Origin of the sequence: Chitinophaga sp. CF418 (assembly GCF_900142925.1) — a bacterium.
GTDB lineage: Bacteria > Bacteroidota > Bacteroidia > Chitinophagales > Chitinophagaceae > Chitinophaga.
The window spans coordinates 261,133-283,328 of the sequence record NZ_FRCN01000009.1 but is presented as its reverse complement, the minus strand read 5'-3'; the positions used below and the strand labels follow the sequence as shown (position 1 = coordinate 283,328).

Genomic DNA, 22,196 nt, shown 5'->3' with positions numbered 1-22,196 from the left:
GTCACGTATAAGCAGTAACAAAAAAGCGGGCCTCACTCCCGCTTATACATCAATTAGCTCAGGGCGTCTGTATATACCAGCGTTGGTTACCGCCGTTCAGCCATGCCCATTGCTGCATGATGGAGCCATCGTTAGCGATATTGTTGGCGTCTACATCCAGCACTTTTCCGCTACGTTTGTTAATGATAGCATAGGTGCCATTGGCCTGAGGCTGTAACAACCATTGCTGGTTATCACCGCCTAACCAATCCCATTGCTGTATCCTGGTGCCATTGGCTGCTATTATATTAGCGTCTGCATCCAGCACTTTACCGCTGGCGGCACTGGTGATACGGTAGTAACCACCACCCAGGTAAGAGAAGGACCATTTCTGATTAGCACCGTTCAGCCAGCTCCATTGCTGTACTTTAGTACCGTTGTCGTTGATAAAGTTAGCATCTACATCCACTACCTTTCCGCTGGCTTCACTTACAATCTTGTAGGTGCCATCAGGAATAGGATTGCTACCGGAGATGCTGGCATACAGGTAGTTGAGGGCTATCACGTCGTTGGCATTAAACGGACGGCTTACACCGGTACCGATACAAGCCAGCATCCAGCTGTTAGGATCGCCTGCTGTCGGAGTACCTGGTATATGATCGGCGCCTACGCCTGCATCACCTTCATTACCACCGGAACCGCAGCTGTATGCGCGGTTGAAATAGTCAGTGTGGCGGTAACCAATAGTATGACCTATTTCATGCGCAATGATCGTAGCCATCCAGCCCTGGTTTGGCGTACTACCGATATATGAGGCATTAAGCCTGATAGGGCTTGGAGGGTTGCCATAGACATCCGGGAAGCCGGCTGACTGTCCCAGTACACCTGTACCCAGGTTCGCATTAATAATGTCTATTTCTCCACCGCTGGCTACACGCTGGAAGGAAATACGCAGGCCAAGCGCGTTGTAACGGGCAATGGCTTCATCTGCTGCTGCAGTATAGGCTGCAGGCAGATTGGTAACAGAAACAGTGATCACCCTGTGGCCGGAAGTGGCAATGATATTCCAGGTTTGATATTGTTCTTCTTTAGCTATCACCACTTTCCTGGGGTTCGCTTTTTCTTTCAGCGATTTGTCTGACAGGAAGATATCGCCTTCCACAACATAACCGTCGTCCACTCTTCTTATTTCCTGTGTATTAAAGCCCATAGCTTTGATCTGTGCGATCACGTCCTTTGTGATCCCATCTTGTGACTGCTTCTGTACCTGATCTTTCTTACAGGAAAAAAGGATAAAACTGCATACGAGGGTGCATAGGAATGCCTTCAAGAGATGCTTCATGTGTGATTCATTTGGGTTTTGGGTTAAAAGACATCGTAACTAAAGGGGAAGGTGAGGCCCGGGGTTACTTTGATTTTGGTTATTTAGAGTTTAACGCCGCCGAAGATACGGAAAAAGTTATTAGTTCATAATAAAAAAAGTACCCGAACATGGGCTCCGATACCAGTCCGGTATGGAGAGAACCTGTTGAAGCAAGATAACCTTGCTTTCAGGGGAAGGGCCTGTCATTTTGCACGCAAAACAACAGGAGGCGGAGGTGTACTGGTGAATCTAAAGCCCATAGTGAATAATTTCAGCTGCTAATATCTAACTTTTATATTTAAAATAGTACTAGGAAGAATCAACGAAGATTATATCTTTATTTCAGTTCATACAGACTGACAATATACCAACGTCTAAATCCCGAATAATGAAAACATACCTGACATTGCTGTTCATTGCTCTATGCCATTTGTCTTTTGCACAAACCGCTCAGGAACTACCTGCTACCATTATCCGGCAGGATAGTCTTTTCTGGGATGCTTTCAACAAATGTGACACGGTAAAAATGGGCTCCTTCTTCACTGAAGATGTGGAATTCTATCATGACAATGGCGGCCCTACCCTTGGCCTGACGGCCCTGGTGCATACGTTCAGCGCAAACTTATGCAGCAATCAAAATTTCCATCTTAGGAGAGAGGTAGTGGCAGGGAGCTGTAAGGTTTATCCCATGAAAAAGGCTGGCGCAATCTATGGTGCTATACTTTCAGGAGAACATGTATTTTATGTACTGGAGGCAGGTAAACCGGCACGGGCAGACGGCCTGGCGAAATTCACACATCTGTGGCTGTTAATTGATGGGGTATGGAAAATGAAAAATGTGTTGAGTTATGATCATGGGCCAGTGCCGGATAAAGCGCACAGGGAATGATCTTTCCCCTGTGCCATCTGCTTTAGTTTTACGTCTACCTTATCGCCGTCAGATTTAATAGTGACTGTTTTCTTAACGGTAGCTGCCCTTTTACTCACTTCTCAAAGCATCCACAGGATTCCCCATTGCCGCTCTTATGGTCTGGAAACTAACAGTAGCCATAGCAATAAATATCGCAACAGCTCCTGACACCAGGAAGATCCACCAACTAATGTGAATACGGTAAGCAAAGTTCTCCAGCCAGTGATCCATTACAAAGAAACTCAGCGGTGAGGCGATCAGAAAAGCAATCACCACCAGCTGAAGGAAATCTCCCGATAATAAGCCTGTAAGACCGGCAACTCCTGCGCCCAATACTTTACGTATGCCAATTTCCCGGGTACGCTGGCGGGCAGCTAAATAAGAAAGGCCAAACAATCCCAGGCAGCAAATGAAAACGGATAGTATGGTAACATAAGCAATGATCTGCTGCCAATGCTTTTCGTCCCGATATTGGCGAGCGATGTCATCATCTATAAAACTAAACTGGAAAGGACTATCAGGCAGATACTTTTTATATATCCTTTCTATGGCCGCCAATGCTTCAGACGCCTTCCCCTGTCGCGTTTTCACGATCAGCTGCTCATAATCCTTCATCACCAACACCTCCGGACCGATCTTTTCTTTAAGCGAATTATAATGGTAGTCTTTCATAACACCCACCACCGTCATATTCATATCACCTTTCCATTCGCCTATCAGTCTCACTTGTTGACCAACAGGATCTTTCCATCCTGCCTGTTTCACAAAAGTTTCATTGACGATCACCGACTGCAAAGAATCTGCCCCGAAAGCGGAAGAGAAATTCCTTCCCTGCACCAGTGGGATCTCCAAACCAGGCAGGTAAAACGCATCACCTCTCACCTTATGACTGTAGATAGTTCTATCATTTACTTTTACTACGTTGTTGTCTCCCCATGAATTGAAACCAGCTACCTGTACCACAGCCGGCACTGCTGCCAGTTCTGCACGAAAAAGCTGTGCCAACTGTTCGGGATTACGTTGCGCTGGAAGCTTAACGTCGATTATACCTGAAGGGCTATAACCAAGTTCCTTACTCCCGATAAAGGACATCTGCAGATAATATATCAGTGAGCCAGTAACAAAACTAATAGCCAGTGTAAACTGAAAAACCACCAGGCTTTTACCCAGCCATCCCCTACCTGTGCGTGTTTTTCGTTTCCCATAGAGCACCTCCGCTGCATTGAATCCTGACAGGACAAAAGCCGGGTACAATCCTATCATGATAATACTCATCACAAGAATACCTAACCCTACTCCCCATATCGTTACGTCCTTTATAAGGTACAATTCTATATGCCGGCCCGTAAATGAGTTGACTACCGGCAATAATATTCTACTGAATACAATTGCCAGCAAAAAAGCCGCTATACACAGTAAGGCCGCTTCTATCAAAAACTGGCAGATGATCTGCCACCTGTTACTGCCGTTCACCTTTCTGATACCAATTTCCTTGGCTCTTTGCAGGGAATGTGCAATGGTCAGGTTAATAAAATTGATACAAGCCATCAGCAAAATAAATGCGGCTATACCAGATAAAAGATACAGGGCAGTATACAAACTCCCGTTGAATATACCGGCATCACCTTGCACTGCTCCCGTATTGAGGTACAGACCAGTAAATGGCGTCAGGCCAAACGAGAGTTTCGTCGAAATATCCTCCCGCTGCCTGGCCTCCAGCAGTTCCTTGCCTGCCTTAGCCTGAAAAACACCATCGAACTTTTGTGCTACCTTCTTTGCATCAGCCTGGGGATGCAGCAATACGAAGGTGCTGACGTATTGGTTTAACCAGCTGCCATCTTTAAAGAAGGTTTCAAGAAATCTGAAAGGCAATACCACATCAAAACGAATGGAAGAATTTGAAGGTATCTCTTTTGCAACTGCCGTTACAGTAAGTGTCTGAAAACCTTGTTCTTCTATTTTTAGAGTCCTGCCCACCACATCCGTTCTTCCGAAATATTTCATCGCAGTCTGCTCTGACAGCACAATAGAATGAGGATCTGTTAATGCTGAAGCAGCATTGCCATGCAATAAGGGAAATGATAACAGCTTAAAGAAGCTGCTGTCCGCAAATAGTCCCTCTACCTGAAAGGCGCGCTCTTCTCCGATAATATTAAAACCGCCAACATTCCAGAAACGTACATAATCCACTATTTCGGGGATCGCCTCTTTAAAGGCCGGCCCCTGTACCTGTCCGGATCCATTGCCGGTGTTCGCCTTTCCATCCTTATCAGTTATGGTAGTTGTAATACTGTACAGTTGCGGTGCCTTTTCATGAAAGGTATCAAAGCTCAACTCATTTTTCACGAATAACACCACCAGTAGTACACAGGTTAATCCGATCGCTAATCCTGCTACATTAATAAAGGAAAACAAGGGATACTTACGAAAATTCCGCCAGGCTAACCTGATATAGTTTTTTATCATAACGGACTATATTGATAAGTTAATATAGCAATAACGCCTGAAACCTTCCCGGGCTTTTATTTATCTGGTTGCCTGCATTTTTAGCCGCCGTTAAAGAGATTATGTATATCCTGGGATATCGACGACCGGCGTATCCTGTTATGAAAGCTCAATTTTATATGAACGGTAAAGAGCTGATCCCGGATAGGAAGATAGTATTGGTCTCACCTATTATAATGGAATTGATGTACCTGATAGGCACATCAATTCCATTTACATCTTCTTACAACATTACTGTTTCACCGTTCGCTGGAATAATCAGTTTATCAGCGCTGACACTAGACTCGTTAGCCTTTCTCCGGAGGGATGCCCTTGTAGTATGGCAATGGTCTAAAGCTTCCATGTGTACGGCAATGATCTTTGCCTTACCGCTTTCGTTCATCAACTGCATGACCTGGTTTTCTTCCATCAGGATAGGTGTCGCTTCATACCCTGGCCATATCGCGCCTCCTGAATTAATTACAATATAATCAGGCTTGAATTGCTCAATACGTTGCGCTACCAGTGGTATCCAGATGCTATCACCTACAATATAAACGGTTGGCTGTCCTTCCGCCTTCAGAATGAACCCAGAAACAGTACCCATTAGCTTCAACACTTCACCACTACCATGCTCACCTCCTGTTCTGTAAATACTGATACCATTCCAAACGGTACTCTCCTCAACCGTCTCCGCATTGATGAAGCCCTCTTCTTTGAAGTACACTTTATCTGCAGGCTGGTTGATCAGTTTGACTGACTTATCCAAAGCCTGACTGGCAACAGGGTCGAAATGATCACGATGGGTATGAGTGACCAACACCAGGTCGATATCTTTAGTGATGTCTTCAACAGGCAAGGGTAAATCAACCATGGGATTCCTTGCAGCTCCGGTGAATGAATCATATGCATCCTTAGGAGCCAGCATAGGATCTACCAGGATTTTCTTACCTGCATAATTGATAACCAATGCGGCGTTTCTTATTAGTTGAATACTTGTGTCTATGGTCATATGCTATGCTTTTTTGTTTAGATATTACGTTACAAAAATAGAAAGACCGAAAAATACTGGCTCTATCAAAAAATTAAGAAATGATACCATTTTGATAACCGGCATGATCTGCCAGGAATTCAGTAGTAGTGAGTCCTGTTTGTGCCTTGAAGAAACGCATCAGGTGGTTGGGTTCCGGGAAATTCAGCTCATCAGCTATCTGCGCAACTGTGAGCCCGGAATGAATGAGATAGTTCTTTATTTCGAAAAGCCGGCGCTGTTTTAACAGATCAGTTGCTGTCACGTTAAATTGTGTTTTGACCGCTTTATTGAGCGATATTCTACTGATGCCCAACATGTCTGTGTAATCATTGATCCGCTGTTTCTCTTTGATATGGATCTCCAGCAGCTTTTTAAACTGGTAAGCGTAGTTATTCTCCGGCTTGTCCAGTGACAGGTTATGCTTATAGGCGTATTTCCTGTTTAGCTTCTGTAACAGGTAATACAACAGGGAACGGATGATGTGTACACTGTCCGGTTTTGTTTCAACCAGCTCCGACTTGATCTCCTTTAATATTTCACAAGCCTTTTGCATCTCTTCTTCAGTTACCAGCATATTCAGGGAATATTCTAACTGATAAAAGTACAGCAGCCGATAGGTAAACAATTTATCAGCGAAAAAATCATTCAGGAAATCTTCCTGGAAAATAAGAGCGGTAAAATCCAGCCTATCAGGTTCCAGCATCCATTGTCGTTTCTGAAAAGGGGAAATGAAGACAATAGAATTGTCTGTGATATTGATATTCTGCTGGTTTAGTATTAATGTGCCTTTCGCTTTCTTAAAGAACAGGATTTCGAAAAAGTCGGCGTTATAAACACTGGAATTAAGGTAGCTGTCTCTTAGCTTCCCGTCGGTCAGTACATTCAGTAAAAAATCGACGCCACACTCGGTTTTATGAAATTTTATCGTTTTCAAGTTTGATGCTGTTTGTCATTACTTTCAGGCTCAGAACCGGGAATATAGCGCAAAGATAAAATATTCGACCCGAGAACGATGACGTCAAACCCGAAATAGGTATTTAACACCAGACTTTCTCCATCAACTTGCTTGAAATCTACCACTTTTAGTTTCATTCTCCCCCCCGACCTCTCTCTAACTTTGCTTTCAACAAAACAGAACTCATGGAAGCATATATTCTCACACAAAACGGTGGCATAGAAAGTCTTCAGGATCTACCAGAATTTCATTACCTGCAAAATTGATAACCTCTGCGGCGTTTCTTATTAGTTGAATACTTGTATCGATGGCTATATGATAAATTTCATTCATTGTGTTACTGTTTCCCCAAAAAGCCAAGTACTGTCTTATTGAATGATGCTGCATTTTCGGCAGGATAATAATGTGTTTCCTTAGGAGCAATCAGCAGTGTACTTCCAGGTATATGTTCTGCGATCTGTTTTGTATGCGCTGGTTTTATGAGATCTTTTTCGCCAGCCATTACCAATACCGGGCAATGGATAACTTTTAAGTCGTCGAAGGAATACCTGGGTTCTGTTAACATCATATTGATCAGACGTACTCTGTTCTTTCCCCAGGAGGTGGCATCGTTCTTTAATTCCTTCAACTGATGGTCTAACTCCCTGAACACCCATTTATCGAGGACCGTATTATCTATAAAAACATTGGCTCCCATTGTCACCAGTCTCCTTATTTTGGCAGGATACTTCATGGCCATTACCAGGCCCGTATTCCCTCCATCACTCCAGCCAACTATATGCGCACTGTCTATATGTAAATAATCCAGCAACGCATTCATATCGGCGGCAAACTGCTCATAGGTGTAAGTTTTTCCATCATCGCCTGATTTCCCCTGTCCACGAGTGTCAACAGCAATTACCCTGTACTTTTTGGCAAGCTCCGGTATCTGTGCACTAAACGAGTTGATCGATTGCGAATTGCCGTGCAACAATAGCAGCGGTTCCCCCTCTCCATATATTTCATAATAAATTTTTATGCCATTTACCGGCGCATATCTACCTACATCCTCGTTTGCGCCAAACGTTGGCGCTCCCTTAAATGCGGAACCATCCACTTTGATAGACTTGTTACCGTGAAAGGCTGTATCATTTGTCAGAGCAATTTTAAATTCGGTCTTCCCTTTAAAGTTGGACCAGTTTTGCAGTGAGTCTTCTTCAAAGTCGCTGTTAGGAAGCGAAATTTCTTCAAATTGATCTTTAGAGGTCTCTACCCACAAGCGAAAATGATCGAAATAAAAAATACCACGTCGTGCAAAGAGTCCACCAAAGACCAGGTTCGCCGCATCTTTATCAATTTTGCCTTCTATAGTGTAAACAGCCCAGCTGTTGGAACGAATAGGTTTATCCACCATATTGTAAAAAAAGGCGATTTTCTTATCAGCTTTATCAACCCGTACCCATAACTCCGCTTCTGCCGTTGAGTCAATAAGCTGTACCTTGACAGCGGCTTTCAGTTTAAATTTTTTACCGGCAAAATCAGTAGCTTTTACAACCCTGGCAAAAGCATCCCAGTCATTGCGTTGCTGAGCACAAAGAAATATAGGAAAAATAAGAAGAAGGCAGGATAACAATTTCATATAAGGTTTTGAGATAGTTGTAAAACGACGCAAACAGGCTTTAAATTGTCAAAATACAAAAGTTGAGCAACATTCCCGCATGGTTAATTGTCTTGACAAATATTTATAACTTCACGAAAAAACGAGGGAACTGCTTTATAACAGGTAAAGCCAGCTATCATATGAAAAATAAACTGAGACGAATAAGAGTAGAAGATAATGAGTACTTATACGTCATTTCTGACAAATATGAAAATGGCACCAGTACGCTGACTATTCGTGTATTCCTGACTTCAACAGGATGGACCGGAAAAAATAAACAGGCATGATCCACTTGTTTGAAATCTACCACTTTTAGTTTCATTATCCCTACGCCCCAGCCCCCACTGCCTTCTAACTTTGCTTCCAACAAAACAACATCATGGAAGCATATATCCTAACACAAAACGGTGGCATAGAAAGTCTTCAGAAAACCACCCTTCCCACGCCACAACCAGCAACCGGAGAAGTGCTGATCAAAACAAAAGGCATCGGTATCAATCCTATTGACGGCCAGGTCAGGAGCTCTAAAGAGATATTGAATATAATCACCAATGGGAATACGCCAGACACAGTAGTGATCGGATGGGATGTTGCGGGTATTATCGAGCAGGTCGGACCAGGCGTTGAGGGCTTTAAGGCAGGCGACGAAGTATTTGGTCTTATTAATATGCCTGGACTGGGAAAGACCTATGCTACTTATGTAACTGCACCAGCCCCTCAGATTTCCCTGAAACCGTCAAAACTGAGTTTTACGACTGCGGCAGCTACGCCGATGGCAGCATTGACGGCCTGGCAGGCAGTAGTCACACTGGGCAAGGTACAGAAAGGGGAACGCGTATTAATTCACGGCGCCTCAGGAGGTGTTGGGCATTTTGCAGTACAAATCGCGAAATACCTGGGAGCATACGTTATTGGTACCGGATCTGCAAAGAATGAAAGCTTCATACTCAGTCTTGGGGCTGATGAATTCATTGATTATACGGCTATACCGTTCGAGCAGAAAGTGAAAGAGATGGATGTCGTAATAGATACCGTCCCTTCTGTAGAACACGTATTGCGATCCATCGAAGTGATTAAAACAGGTGGCAGACTGGTTTACCTGCAGCCACATTTTCAGTCAGAACTCGCTACCGAGCTGGGAGCTGCAGAGGTAAGCGGGTATGGTGTCTTTGTGCATTCTTCCGGGAAAGAATTGCATGAAATTGCCAGGCTGATAGAGAATGGTTCACTGAAGCCACATATATCTACCATTCTATCCTTTGACGAATTGCCGGAAGCACATCGCTTATTGGAAAATGGCCGGTCTGCAGGAAAGATTGCCATAGCAGTTAACTAAGATATCACTAACTAATAAACCGAATAATATGACAAACAACAGCACGGAAGAAATGGTACCCGCACTCACCGCGGAAGAGCAAAATACGATCCGCAGTTTTTACAGTGTTTTTAGCAATAGAAATTATGATCTTGTTGACAGCGTGCTTGCAAAAGACTGGCAGGACATTCCCCTCGCTCCTGGTCAGGCGGATGGCCCTCAAGGCTACAAAGAACTGGTAAAGAACTTTAGCGCCGCCTTTCCGGATATCACTATCACCATTCATGAGATTTTCGGCACGCATGAAAGGGCCGGCGTCAGGGCGGAAATGTCTTTCACACATAGCAATGCGTTCATGGGCATCGCACCGACGAATAAGCACGTAAAGATAGCCTTGCATGAATTTCATCATCTAAAAGACAATAAGATCGTAAAAACCTGGCATCTGGAAGACTGGCTGACCATGCTGATACAGACCGGCGCCTGGCCTGTAAACGGATAAAATACCGGTCGTATATTTGTACAAATATCATCATGATATGCAAAAAGCTTTATCGCTCGAAGAGTTTTATCGCAATACAATAGGTGTATTGCCCAGCGAGATATTCAAAAAAATAGGGCATTTCAACGTCTTTCATATGGAAGATTTTGAAGGTGTGGAATTCCCCTATGAGATGCCTTATAGCCGGAAGGACTACTATAAGATTGCCCTCATACGGGGACCACACAAGGTAGAGTATGCGGATAAGACCTTCGACGTAAAGCACAACATGCTGATGTTTGCCAATCCGCAGATCCCATACAATTGGAGGCCGGCAACACAGAGCCCCCGCGGCGCTTACTGTGTTTTTACGGAAGAGTTTATTAAAGACTTCGGAAATATCAGGGAATACCCGCTCTATCAACCGGGCGGGTTTCCCATTCTCGATGTAACAGATGAAGAAGCGGCGGAAATGATCGTCACCTTCAACAAGATGTTTACTGAAATTGCCGGCGACTACAAGTACAAGTACGACGTACTCCGGAACCTTGCTTTCGAATTGGTCCATATGGCACTGAAGATGCGGCCGGCTATGACGCTGGATGATCAGGAACGTTCCAATGCACACTACCGGATCGTTTCACTCTTCCAGGAACTACTGGAGCGGCAATTTCCCATTGAGTCCCCCAGGCAGCAGATTCATTTGAAGTCTGCCGGCGACTTTGCCAGCCAGCTAAACATTCACATGAACCATTTAAACCGTGTGCTTAAAGCTGCCACAGGAAAAACAACCAGCCAGCTGATCGGGGAAAGGCTCGCCCTGGAAGCCAGGGCATTACTCAAACATACTAACTGGAATATTTCAGAGATTGCCTGGTGCCTTGGCTTTGAAGACCCTTCTCATTTTATAAAAGTCTTTAAGAAGAATACACAAACTACTCCCAAGGGCTTTCGCAGTGAATGATATACCCACTTGATAACGAAGACCGGAAAATATATCCGCCTTATCATTTGATGAAATATCTTTGCCACCTACAATTTTATCAAATGCCAAATATCTCACTGAAAAACACCCTCCTCGCCACAGTCTTTTCACTTTCGACACTGATGGCCAATGCCCAGCAAGTACATGAACCCAATCTCAACAAACCCGAATGGTCTGCAGCATACCAACCATTCCGGATAGCCGGGAACCTGTATTATGTAGGAACTTATGACCTGTGCAGTTATCTCATTACCACGCCCAAAGGAAATATCCTTATTAATACCGGTCTTGCGGCCTCCGCATCAATGATCAAGGCCAATATTGAAGCATTGGGTTTTAAACTGTCTGATACTAGAATACTCCTTACCTCCCAGGCCCACTTCGACCATATGGGCGCTATGGCTGCCATCAAAAAGATGACAGGCGCCAAACTGATGGTGGATGCCGGCGACTCAGCCGTGGTAAGAGATGGAGGTAGTTCTGATTATGCCATGGGCGGCAGTGATACCATGCTGTTCCAGCCAGTGAAGATAGACCGTATCCTGCATGATAAAGATGTGATCAAACTGGGAGGCATGCAAATTACGCTATTACATCATCCCGGTCATACAAAAGGCGCCTGTAGTTTCCTTTTTGATGTGAAGGATGATCAACGCTCTTACAAAGTGCTGATTGCAAATATGCCAACCATTATAACAGAGAAAAGCTTCTCTGACATACCGGCTTATCCGGCGATAGCCAGCGACTATGCGTATACGCTGAAGGCAATGAAAGGACTTAACTTTGATCTCTGGGTAGCATCACATGCCAGCCAGTTTGACCTGCATAAAAAGCATCAACCAGGCGATGCCTACAATCCGGCTGCCTTCATGGACAAAAAAGGGTATGATGAGCAACTGGCAGATCTGCAGAAAGAATATGACCAAAAAATGAATACGACAGGTAAATAATCAGGTAAACATGCCGGAACCGTATACACTACGGTTCTGGCTGTAAACCAGTCATCCCTGGCTACCCCCTATTCCCCTCAATCATACGATAATAAACACCTACGTGGCGCTAGCCAATCAATTGTAAAAATGACATTAATTCTTTAAGTGTCAGGTTTTTGCGGAACATTTTGCTGTTTGTTACCTCTATAAAGGAATGAAAGTTCCCTAGCGGGAAGGGGGGATATTTGAAATGTAAAACATTTTTACCACATTCGCACTAAACAAAACAGATCAGCCAAAATCAATGAGGGAGGACAAAGTCATATGGGATGCTTTCCGTTACGGAGATGAATCTTCCCTGAAAGTGATTTTTGATCAGTACTATACCCCTCTTTTTAATTATGGTCATAAGTTTTCACAGGATGACCATCTTATAGAAGATGCATTGCAGGATCTGTTTGTTAAGCTCTGGAAGAACAGGAACAACATTAAAGAGACAGAGTCAGTTAAGAATTATTTATATAAGTCATTTCGTCGTGTATTGCTTCGTAAACTTGATGTTCAACAGCGCAAATACAATTTTACAGTACTGGAACAGGGACTCGACTGGAGCCAGGAACTGGGCTATGACCAAACGCTGATCAGTCGCGAACGGCTGGAGAATATACGTAAGAACCTCGCCCTGGCGCTGGAAAAGATGTCGCCCCGGCAAAGGGAAATTATCCACTTACGCTATTATGAGGAAATGGAATATGAGGAGATTGCCGAATTGATGCAACTCTCCGTATCCAGTACTTACAAACTTGTCTATAAAGCGATTGATACGCTCAGAAACCACCTCTCCCGGACCGATCTGCTCCTCCTGTCCACCTTACTGTCATTAAAAAAAATCTAATATAACAGTACAAACTGTAGCATTTATTAGAAATTATTCATTTTAACCTCTTAAAAATAAAATTTCCTACTTTTTATCTTCCAACCGGGATAAAAAGTCTGTAAGAGGTGTATTTAATTACAGCTATGGAACAGCAGCAGGATTATAGTCAATATACCACTACCACCTTCTTCAGCGATGAACAGTTCATTCGTCACGTCCTGAACGGAGATGAAACCACTGCTGCCTACTGGGATCTCATAGCGAAACAGTATCCGGAGAAGATGGCCGTCATGGAAGAAGCACGCGTCTGGATACTTATGATAAATAAACAGCCGGCATACCAACCTGCTGCAGACCGGTCAGCGCTCTGGTCTAAAATCAATTCGGAAATATCAGCTTATGAATATAATCAGCAGCGATATTACAGACCGCTGAAAATAGCCGCCAAATGGGCAGGCTCTATTGCGGCAACCCTGCTCTTATTTATAATAATAAGAGAATGGGCGGCGCAAGGTGAAAGATCATACAGTACTGATTTTGGGAAGCATGAACAGATCGTATTGCCAGATGAATCTGTCATTACATTAAACGGCAATTCAGGAATTTCCTACTCCCGTACATGGAGATCAGACAAACCAAGGGAAATATGGCTGCAGGGTGAGGCTTTCTTTGAAGTAAAACATGTAGCTATCAGGAACCGCCTTCAACAGTCTGATTCATTTCATGTACACGTCAGCGATCTTGAGCTGACAGTACTCGGCACCCGGTTCAACGTAAAGAACCGCCGCAACATGACAGAGATCTCCCTGCTGGAAGGCAGGCTCAGAATAGAAAAGACAGGTAAAGGCGCATTTGTCAAAACGCTTAAACCGGGGGATGCATTTATATACGACAGCACGAAACAACAACTGAAAGATCTGGAGAGAAAGCCGCAGGTAAACAAAGCATGGACAAACAATGAAATGGACCTGGATGGTTATACCCTCCAGGAGATATTGAACGTACTGGAAGATACCTATGGATATGAGATCACATTAAAAACGCCGCAACTGGCGCAGAGAAGGCTTACAGGGACAATACCGGCAACGAATGCCGAAGACATTCTTTTTGTATTAAAAAAGGTGTTTAATCTTAAAATCGATCAAAAAGGGAATCATTTAATTATCAGCCAAAATTAGCAACATGAACAGGAGAATGTTAGTTGTCATGTGTTTCCTCTGTGTAACACTGACACAGACTCTATTTGCCCAACAGCAGGTAAAATTGAAAGCTGCGCTTGATGAAGTAAGATCTGTGTATGGAACAAAATTTTCTTATGAAGAGCATTTACTGGACAACGTATACGTCAATTTCAAACGCCCTCTTGCAAAGGCTGCACCGGTAGAAAGTGTGCTCAAAGAGTTACTCTACAACAAGGGATTCCTTTTCCTGTACGTACAGGAAAATTACTATACTATCATTAAAGATAACAGGAAAACCCAGGCTCCTGATGCGCCTGTAGAAGGAGATACAGCTCCACTTCCGCAACAGGAGTATGTACAGACTATCACAGGTATGATCACCGATAGTGAAGGACATCCGCTGACGGGCGTAACTATCATTCCGGAAGGCCTCGGCATCAGAATGGGCACAAGCTCCAGCAGCGACGGCCGCTACACGATCAGGCTGACTGAGAAAACCAATGCCCTCGTCTTTAGCTTTATCGGTATGAGCCCGCTGAAGATAAGCATCGGCAACAAAACTGTTATCAATGCACAAATGCAGTCTGACCTGCTCCAGCTGCGTGAAGTAAATGTTATTTCCAACGGTTACCAGACCTTACCCAAAGAACGTGCTACAGGCGCCGCTGGCCTGATCACTCAGAAGGATATCAAAAGTGTCCCTTCGGTAGACCTGATGGAACGCCTGCAAGGCCTTGTGCCCGGCGCCCGTTTTGACCCGAGAACCAACAAGATCAGTATCCGCGGCACCAATACACTGGGCGCTGGTACCGGTTCCACACCCCTCATCGTCATAGACGGTTTCCCTGCAGTAGAACAGGATCTTACCACCAGACTCAATGGCAATACCACCAGCGGGGCCGTATTGAGCCGTTATAATCCTGAGGATATAGAATCTATTACAATATTAAAAGATGCCGCTGCTACGTCTATATGGGGTGCTAAAGCGGCCAACGGTGTGATCATCATCACCACAAAGAAAGGCCGGAAGAATTCTTCCCAGCTGAACTTCAGCACCAACCTCAGTACGTCCGCTCCTGCCAACATGGATCACCTTAACCGGATGACCACCCCGCAATATATCGAGCTTGAAAAGGAGATGAAAGATCTGGGCTACTTTACCGACCCGCTTATCTGGGATAACAGTTGGATGAAATTCAACCAGAACAGGCCTGTCAGCGAAGCCCTGGAATGGATGTTCAAAGTGGACCGGGGAACCGCTACCGCACAGCAACGTGATTCTGCCCTCTCTGCATTGGGAAAGCTGGACAATCGCAAACAGATCCGTGACCTGCTCATGCAACACGCTACCTCCCAGCAGTATAACCTGTCTTTTTCCGGCGGCGGACAAAACAGCACCTATTATATCTCGACAAATTATAGCAAAGATATTCCTGTGTTCAGAAGCAATAAAGGCGAGAGTTACTTTGTAACAGCTAACCTGAGCAATGAGCTCTTTAATAACAAAGTTACCATCAACACCGGCATCAGTTACAATTATGCCTCCAGCGTATCCAACACAGCAGCCGTAAATGCCATCGGCAACAGCAGGCTGGGACTACGTCCCTATGAAATGCTGCAGGACGCAGCCGGTAAACCTATCGCCCGTTCTATCGACTTCCGGGATGAAGTGGCTGCCGACTTCCTGAGCAAAGGATACCTGCCCTGGACATACAGCCCGCTGCAGGAACTGAATTATGGCAACATCAATACAAAGGAAAACCGCTTCCGCTTTACCACAGAGATCAATACTAAAGTCACCAAATGGGCCAATGTAAGTGTTTCTGGTATGTTACAACGTAATACAGGGGAAGATATCAACCTGTCAGAACTGAACAGCTATGATACCAGGGTGCTTATAAATACCGCTACCACCATCGGTTCCAATGGCCGCCTGGTATATGGTGTTCCATTTGGTGGTAAAATGACCAACAGCAATCGTACCGCCTTCAATTACGGATTGCGTGGCCAGCTGAATGTAAACAAATCCTGGGGGGATAAATACAGCCTCAATGCACTGGCTGGCGCTGAGATCCGTGAAGATCAGGGCACCCGTTACCAGCAAACGCGTTACGGTTTTGACGAGGATACTTACTCATCCGCATCCTGGGATCCCAACGCCTATTACCAGACCGTATATGGCTGGACTTCCAGCCTGGGCTTCTCCGATGGTACTATCACAAAATCCATCAACCGCTTTTTGTCCTACTATGGCAACGCAGCATTTTCGATGCTGAACAACCGTTACATTGCTTCAGCCAGCCTACGTTTTGACGACTTCTCCCTGGCGGGCGCTTCCCGCGGACAGCGCGCAAGGCCGCTATGGTCTGCCGGCCTGAAATGGGACGCTACTGCGGAAGATTTCATGAAAGATGTTACCTGGCTGAACAAATTAAATCTGCGTCTCACCTACGGTACCGGTGGTGCAGTACCTACCAGCGCCACCAATGCTGCAATACTGAGCCTGAGAGGCCTCCACCCGGTTACACGTGAACCATATGGAGAGGTCATATCTCCTGCCAATGACAAGGTTAGCTGGGAACTTACAAAAACCTGGAACCTGGGCTTAGATCTCGCTTTCCTGCACAACCGCCTGTCTGTAAGTGCAGATGCATACAGGAAGAATACCAGCGATATTTTGTGGACATTCCCTATCAACAGCACCTACGGATGGACCACCCTGCAATATAATGCTGCCAGTATGAAAGGACATGGATATGAACTGGGTATCAGAGGAGAGATTATCCGGGGTAAACGCTTCGGCTGGTCGTCCACTTTAAATTTTTCCTACAATACCAACAAGGTGACCGATTCACGTTTCACCCCTCCTACCAGCAGTATGGCTGTCAGCAGCAGTACCCCCATTGTAGGCATGCCTAATGACTATATGTATGCTTACCGCTGGGCAGGTCTGGACAACAAGGGCAGATCCCAGGTATACGATAAAGAAGGAAAGATCATTACCGCTGATATGGGAAATAATCAAATAACTGCGCAGGACTTAGTATATATGGGCCGCACCACACCACCTTACTTTGGTGGTTTCTTTAACGATTTCTCCTATGGATCACTCACCCTCGGTGTACGTATCAATTACGAAATGGGACATGTGTTCCGCCGTCTTTCTATCGAAAACTATCCGGACTATGCTACCAACAATTACCAGGGCCTTATCGGCACACAGCGCGATCTGGCACTGCGCTGGCGCAAACCAGGTGACGAGGCATTCACGAACGTACCGGGATTGCCTAATGTAACCACGAATAGCAGTAACCGCTACAAGAGCTCAAATCTGCTCGTGGAAAGCGGCAGTCATATACGTCTTCAGCAGATCTCACTGGGGTACCAGGTGCCATCACAGTTATTGTCCAGGACAGGAATGAAGTCGCTCGGACTAAGCATGTCGGCGAGAAACCTTGGTATCATCTGGAGGAAAAACAAAGCAGGTGTAGATCCGAGTTACATCAACGGTACCAACTACAACAACCTGCCCCCTGCTACCAGTTATTTCATGAGCCTGAATGCTTCTTTCTAACACCGGAAAAAAATCGACCAAAATGACAATCAAACATCTCTATATAGCACTGTTGGTAATAGCCGGAGCAACTACATCCTGCCGCAAATATGTTGAGGTGGAGCAGCCCAACCAACGTGAATTTAAATACACTTCAGACTTTCAGCAACTACTGAATAATGTCAGCATGTTTGAACAGTCGGCCAGTCTGCCAATGGTATCAAGCGATGATATCAATCTCGATGCCAATGCAAGCCTTCAGGGACAGCTGATGAACGGGATGGACAATATATACATCTGGGCGGCAGACTATTACACCTCCGATCAGAGCGACGCAGGCTGGGACCAGCTGTATAAACAGATCTACACCTGCAACCAGATCACTGCCAATGTGATGGAGAGTAAAAACGGCACTACGGAAGAGAAACAAAAAGTCTATGCCGAAGCTCAGGTACAAAGAGCCACTTCCTACCTGACGCTCATCAATCTGTATGCCCGTGTATATAACGCGGCCAATGCATCCAAAGATCCCGGCGTGCCACTGTTACTGACGCCCGACCTTTTCGCCAACCTCACACGGGCATCCGTTCAACAGGTATACGATCAGATCCTGCAGGACCTGACGCAGGCATTGCCAACATTGCCCGACTATCCCAGTAACAACCTGCATCCTGCAAAAGCGGCTGTTTATGCAATTTTGTCAAGGACTTACCTCTACATGCAACGTTATACAGAAGCCGCAGATAACGCGGTAAAAGCACTGGGCTATCAAAATACCATACTGGACCTGAATAACCATACAGCAGGTGGCTCCGCCTATCCACGGCGATTACTGAACCCGGAGATCATCCTGGCCAAGCAGGCATCAAAACCTGGCTATCTTAACCTCCCGCTCAGCGACGAGTTAGTGAACAAGTTTTCTACGGATGACCTGCGATATACTTTATTTACACGCAATGGCAGTTCTTTCTTCCCTTCTTTCACAGGAAGAGGCTCCTACCGCGACATGCTCTTCAGTGGCGACAATGTAAGCGTAGGTGTATCCGTACCGGAAATGATGCTGACACAGGCAGAAGCACTGGCAAGAACTGGACAAAAGGATGAAGCTATAGCACTGGTAAATGCACTCAGACAAAAACGCTTCACTCCTTCTACTTACATAGCGCTGTCTGCCACTACTGCTGATGAAGCTTTGCATATCGTCCTGGATGAAAGAAGAAGAGAACTGTTTGGTACCGGACTGCGTTGGTTCGATCAGCGCAGACTGAGCGTAGAGCCTGCGTTGGCTGAAACTGAAAGCAGGACATTCAAAGGGACTACTTATACACTGGTACCGGGCGACCGCTACGTGTATCCTATTCCTCCGAAAAACATTGAACAGAATCCTGAGATCACACAGAATGCGCGATAAACATTAACCATAAAAGATATGAGAAGAATAAGTTTAATTGGCTGCTCTCTTTTGCTTGGCGTTACGACTGTATTCGCCCAGAAAAACGAGCAATACAAAAATGCCGACCCGAAGGAACTGATAAAACGAACAGACCTGACGCCGAAGGATCTGGAAGCTATTCAACACTACTATCTGTTTGACCTAAAGGATAAAAAACGGGCTATAGAACTGGAACAGCTATTGATCAGCAAATATCCTAAAGGCTCATTTGCGCGTTTCGTCGCTTTCCAACAGTTCAACAAAGCAAAAAGCAATGCAGAAGTAATAACGATCAGCAATAATTTCTTCAAAGCTTTTCCATACGACGAGTGGCGTGCTAAGCCCAACAACCAGGGATTTATTTATTACAGCATACATCGTATGCTGGGGACCGCCTACTTTGAAACCAAACAGTTCAAAAACCTGATCAACTTTTGTAAGCCGCTTGATTATAAAACAGAGAATGAAATATACCGCTGGAATATCATGAGGGCTTATACTTTCCGGACACTCGGCCAGGATACACTGTACCAGGTGTCTACAGCACTTGTGAAGGAGCTTATCACGAAAGTGAATGATGGCTCCTATGTGGAAGATGGCGTATTTAATAAAGAACAGGCAGCCGCCAATGCTGCTGAGCAACTAGATAACCAGCTGGGCACACATATTTCCTTACTGTATGACATGAAGAAATATGGGGAGGCAAAGGAATATTTCAATTACCTCTCAGCCAAAGGTACCTACGGCGCTGCCGATCTCAATGACAAGCATCTGAATATCCTGGCGCAAACAGGCGATCAGCAGGCCGTTCAACCATTCCTGGAAAAATGTGTCAGCGCGAATGCAATGACCCCTAAAATGCTGGATAAGCTGAAAGAGGTTTACCTCTCCCAAAACAAGGAGGCCTCCTCATATGAAACCTATTTCTCTTCATTGCACTCAGGCAAAGAGCAGGAGGAGCTGAAGGCCTATGTGAAAGAACATCTCACCAACCAGGAGTATGTCCCTTTTGCAATAGAAGATGCTGATGGTAAACTGGTAAGGTCCAGCGACTGGGGCGATAAGATCGTTGTACTCGATTTCTGGGCTACCTGGTGCAAACCCTGTATCAGCGCTTTTCCCGGCATGCAGATGTTGGTCGATAAATATGCCAGTGATCCACAGGTGGAAGTGTATATGGTAGGTACCATGCAGACCGGCGATTATAAGCAGAAATCTACCGGGTATGTTAAACAACAGGGCTATCGCTTTCACTTACTACACGATGGCATCAATAAAGAGACAGGAGAACAGAATGCAGTGTTCAAAACATTTGTACCCTTTTTCCAGTCTTCTGCCATCCCGAGAAAGGTCATTCTGAAAGACGGTATCATGAGGTATACAGCGGAAGGCTACTCTGGTAGTCCCAGCAAGCTTGCCGACGAACTGACATATGCGATCGAACTTTTAAAATCAGAGAAATAATCATGTTGCTGAAAAGATATTCCATCATCACGATGGCGTTTATAGGCCTTTCATTCCCGCTCAAAGCACAGGTCAATCCCAAGGAAAAACTCTGGCAGGCGCTTAAAGGCATTCAGGATAGCTATGTGGATTCCTTAACAGACGAAAGTCTTGTGAATGCCGCCATTGCCGGAATGCTGCGCGAACTGGACCCGCACTCCCGTTACTATGCGAAAGAAGAGGCGGGGCAGATGCGTGAATCTATGAAAGGCAACTTTGCTGGTATAGGCATACAGTTCATTACAGCAAAGGACAGCGTATATATTACGCAGGTAATAAACGGCGGACCGGCAGAGAAAGCCGGGCTGATGGCCGGCGACAGGATATTGTCCATTGACAGCGAGGCTGTAGCTGGTTTGTCCAGCTATGATGTTATGAAGAAGATCCGCGGACAGAAAGGCACTCCCCTTTCCATTGTAGTGCTCCGCAAATCGGCCGGCAGTCCTCAGACGAAAGAAATAGTACGGGATGTTGTAGCCGATAAGTCGATAAGCACTGCGTACATGGTCAATGATAAAATTGGCTACATTTCTCTTCGCATCTTTAACGCAACCACCCGAAATGAAATAGATAAGGCCATCAATACGCTGAAAAGCCAGGGTATGCAAAGCCTTATTCTTGACCTGCAAGGCAACGGTGGCGGATATGTAGAAGCTGCCATTGGTGTGGCCGATGAATTCCTGCAGAAAGACAAGCTGGTATTCTACAGCATGCCCAGGGATAAGGGCAAAGACTATTACTATACCGGCGGCTTTGGCAGTTTCACTGAAGGAAAGCTGGTGGTGCTGATCGACCAGTCTACCGCTTCTGCCAGCGAGATACTGACAGGTGCATTACAAGACTGGGACCGTGCAGTGATCGTAGGCAGAAGAAGTTTCGGTAAAGGATTGATGCAACGGCCGGTTCCCCTGTTTGACGGATCTATACTGGAACTGACAGGTGCCCGCTATTATACACCTTCCGGACGATCCATACAAAAGCCCTATCATGGAGACAAGTATGATGATAATGCACAGACCCGCCTGGCCAGTGGTGAACTCCTGGATGCTAACGTGATCCATTTCCCTGATTCCCTGAAATATACTACGCTCGTTAATAAGCGTACTGTATACGGTGGCGGTGGCATTATGCCCGACCGTTACATCCCGATAGATACGGTGGAATATAATAGCTGGTTGCAGTACATCTCGCAGATCGGGTTGGTCAATAAACCCACCTTTGACTACCTGGATAGCAACCGTGCGAAACTGATGGAGACCTACCAGGACTTTAATGCCTTCAACAAGCAATACACCGTTCCTTCCAGCCTGATACAAAAGATAGTAGCAGATGCTGAAAAAGCAGGACTTCCTCTGCACACAGGCAATAAAGACCGGGCTATCAACCTGCTGTCGCTGGAAATGAAAGCACAGATAGCTTCCCAGTTGTTTGCCGGCAACGACTATTACCTGCGGGTGCTGAACAGCGACAACGCAAGCTTCCGCGAAGCATTACAGCTGCTCGAACAGCCTGCACGCTATGCGCAACAACTGAAACCAGCAGTAGAAGAAAATAAAAAAGCTAAGAAATAGAAA

Annotated in this window: 17 protein-coding genes; 12 read left to right on the top strand and 5 right to left on the bottom strand. The window is 45.3% G+C overall.

Translation table 11 applies throughout. The features are described 5' to 3' along the window. Nucleotides 1–58 precede the first annotated feature (58 nt). Nucleotides 59–1,321, bottom strand: coding sequence for a M57 family metalloprotease (locus F3I09_RS34130; RefSeq protein WP_188133891.1), 1,263 nt, complete (start codon nucleotides 1,319–1,321; stop codon nucleotides 59–61). Nucleotides 1,322–1,730: 409 nt separating this feature from the next. On the opposite strand from F3I09_RS34130, the gene F3I09_RS20595 reads away from it, so the two are divergent. Continuing rightward, complete coding sequence (locus F3I09_RS20595; protein WP_149696925.1) at nucleotides 1,731–2,231, top strand: nuclear transport factor 2 family protein; 501 nt, start codon at nucleotides 1,731–1,733, stop codon at nucleotides 2,229–2,231. 90 nt (nucleotides 2,232–2,321) lie between these two features. On the opposite strand, the gene F3I09_RS20590 is transcribed toward F3I09_RS20595, so the two are convergent. The 4 genes from F3I09_RS20590 to F3I09_RS20575 all read right to left on the bottom strand — a co-directional run bounded on the left by F3I09_RS20590 (nucleotide 2,322) and on the right by F3I09_RS20575 (nucleotide 8,342). Further along, nucleotides 2,322–4,718 (bottom strand): ABC transporter permease, encoded by a 2,397-nt coding sequence (locus tag F3I09_RS20590; RefSeq protein ID WP_149696924.1) that lies wholly within the window; start codon nucleotides 4,716–4,718, stop codon nucleotides 2,322–2,324. A 262-nt stretch (nucleotides 4,719–4,980) separates the two neighbouring features. Beyond that, complete coding sequence (locus F3I09_RS20585) at nucleotides 4,981–5,748, bottom strand: MBL fold metallo-hydrolase (RefSeq protein ID WP_149696923.1); 768 nt, start codon at nucleotides 5,746–5,748, stop codon at nucleotides 4,981–4,983. A gap of 73 nt (nucleotides 5,749–5,821) precedes the next feature. After that, on the bottom strand, nucleotides 5,822–6,703 hold the full coding sequence (locus F3I09_RS20580; protein ID WP_149696922.1) for a helix-turn-helix transcriptional regulator: 882 nt from the start codon (nucleotides 6,701–6,703) through the stop codon (nucleotides 5,822–5,824). Nucleotides 6,704–7,061: 358 nt separating this feature from the next. Continuing rightward, nucleotides 7,062–8,342, bottom strand: coding sequence for an alpha/beta fold hydrolase (locus tag F3I09_RS20575; RefSeq protein WP_149696921.1), 1,281 nt, complete (start codon nucleotides 8,340–8,342; stop codon nucleotides 7,062–7,064). Nucleotides 8,343–8,503: 161 nt separating this feature from the next. Between F3I09_RS20575 and F3I09_RS34125 the strand changes: the two genes are divergently transcribed. From F3I09_RS34125 to F3I09_RS20525, 11 genes are all read left to right on the top strand, one after another. After that, nucleotides 8,504–8,650, top strand: coding sequence for a hypothetical protein (locus F3I09_RS34125; RefSeq protein WP_188133890.1), 147 nt, complete (start codon nucleotides 8,504–8,506; stop codon nucleotides 8,648–8,650). A 92-nt stretch (nucleotides 8,651–8,742) separates the two neighbouring features. Next, nucleotides 8,743–9,699 carry an NADP-dependent oxidoreductase gene (locus tag F3I09_RS20570; protein ID WP_149696920.1) on the top strand — a complete coding sequence of 319 codons (957 nt, stop codon included), beginning with the start codon at nucleotides 8,743–8,745 and terminating at the stop codon, nucleotides 9,697–9,699. A gap of 28 nt (nucleotides 9,700–9,727) precedes the next feature. Beyond that, entirely contained in the window at nucleotides 9,728–10,180 is a 453-nt protein-coding gene (locus tag F3I09_RS20565; RefSeq protein WP_149696919.1) for an ester cyclase, read from the top strand. A 37-nt stretch (nucleotides 10,181–10,217) separates the two neighbouring features. Then, entirely contained in the window at nucleotides 10,218–11,123 is a 906-nt protein-coding gene (locus F3I09_RS20560; protein ID WP_149696918.1) for an AraC family transcriptional regulator, read from the top strand. 83 nt (nucleotides 11,124–11,206) lie between these two features. Further along, nucleotides 11,207–12,094, top strand: a complete 888-nt coding sequence (gene bla, locus F3I09_RS20555) for a subclass B3 metallo-beta-lactamase (RefSeq protein WP_149696917.1) — start codon at nucleotides 11,207–11,209, stop codon at nucleotides 12,092–12,094. Between the two features lie 286 nt (nucleotides 12,095–12,380). Then, nucleotides 12,381–12,971 carry an RNA polymerase sigma factor gene (locus F3I09_RS20550; RefSeq protein ID WP_149696916.1) on the top strand — a complete coding sequence of 197 codons (591 nt, stop codon included), beginning with the start codon at nucleotides 12,381–12,383 and terminating at the stop codon, nucleotides 12,969–12,971. Nucleotides 12,972–13,096: 125 nt separating this feature from the next. Then, nucleotides 13,097–14,131 (top strand): FecR family protein, encoded by a 1,035-nt coding sequence (locus F3I09_RS20545; protein WP_149696915.1) that lies wholly within the window; start codon nucleotides 13,097–13,099, stop codon nucleotides 14,129–14,131. Between the two features lie 4 nt (nucleotides 14,132–14,135). Then, a complete protein-coding gene (locus F3I09_RS20540) occupies nucleotides 14,136–17,708 on the top strand; it encodes a SusC/RagA family TonB-linked outer membrane protein (protein ID WP_149696914.1) in 3,573 nt (1,190 codons plus the stop codon). Nucleotides 17,709–17,730: 22 nt separating this feature from the next. Further along, complete coding sequence (locus tag F3I09_RS20535) at nucleotides 17,731–19,098, top strand: RagB/SusD family nutrient uptake outer membrane protein (protein WP_188133889.1); 1,368 nt, start codon at nucleotides 17,731–17,733, stop codon at nucleotides 19,096–19,098. An 18-nt stretch (nucleotides 19,099–19,116) separates the two neighbouring features. After that, the gene (locus tag F3I09_RS20530; RefSeq protein WP_149696912.1) at nucleotides 19,117–20,583 is read left to right on the top strand and encodes a TlpA disulfide reductase family protein; all 1,467 of its coding nucleotides are present in this window, start codon (nucleotides 19,117–19,119) and stop codon (nucleotides 20,581–20,583) included. 2 nt (nucleotides 20,584–20,585) lie between these two features. Further along, on the top strand, nucleotides 20,586–22,193 hold the full coding sequence (locus tag F3I09_RS20525; RefSeq protein WP_149696911.1) for a S41 family peptidase: 1,608 nt from the start codon (nucleotides 20,586–20,588) through the stop codon (nucleotides 22,191–22,193). The last annotated feature ends 3 nt before the right edge of the window (nucleotides 22,194–22,196 follow it).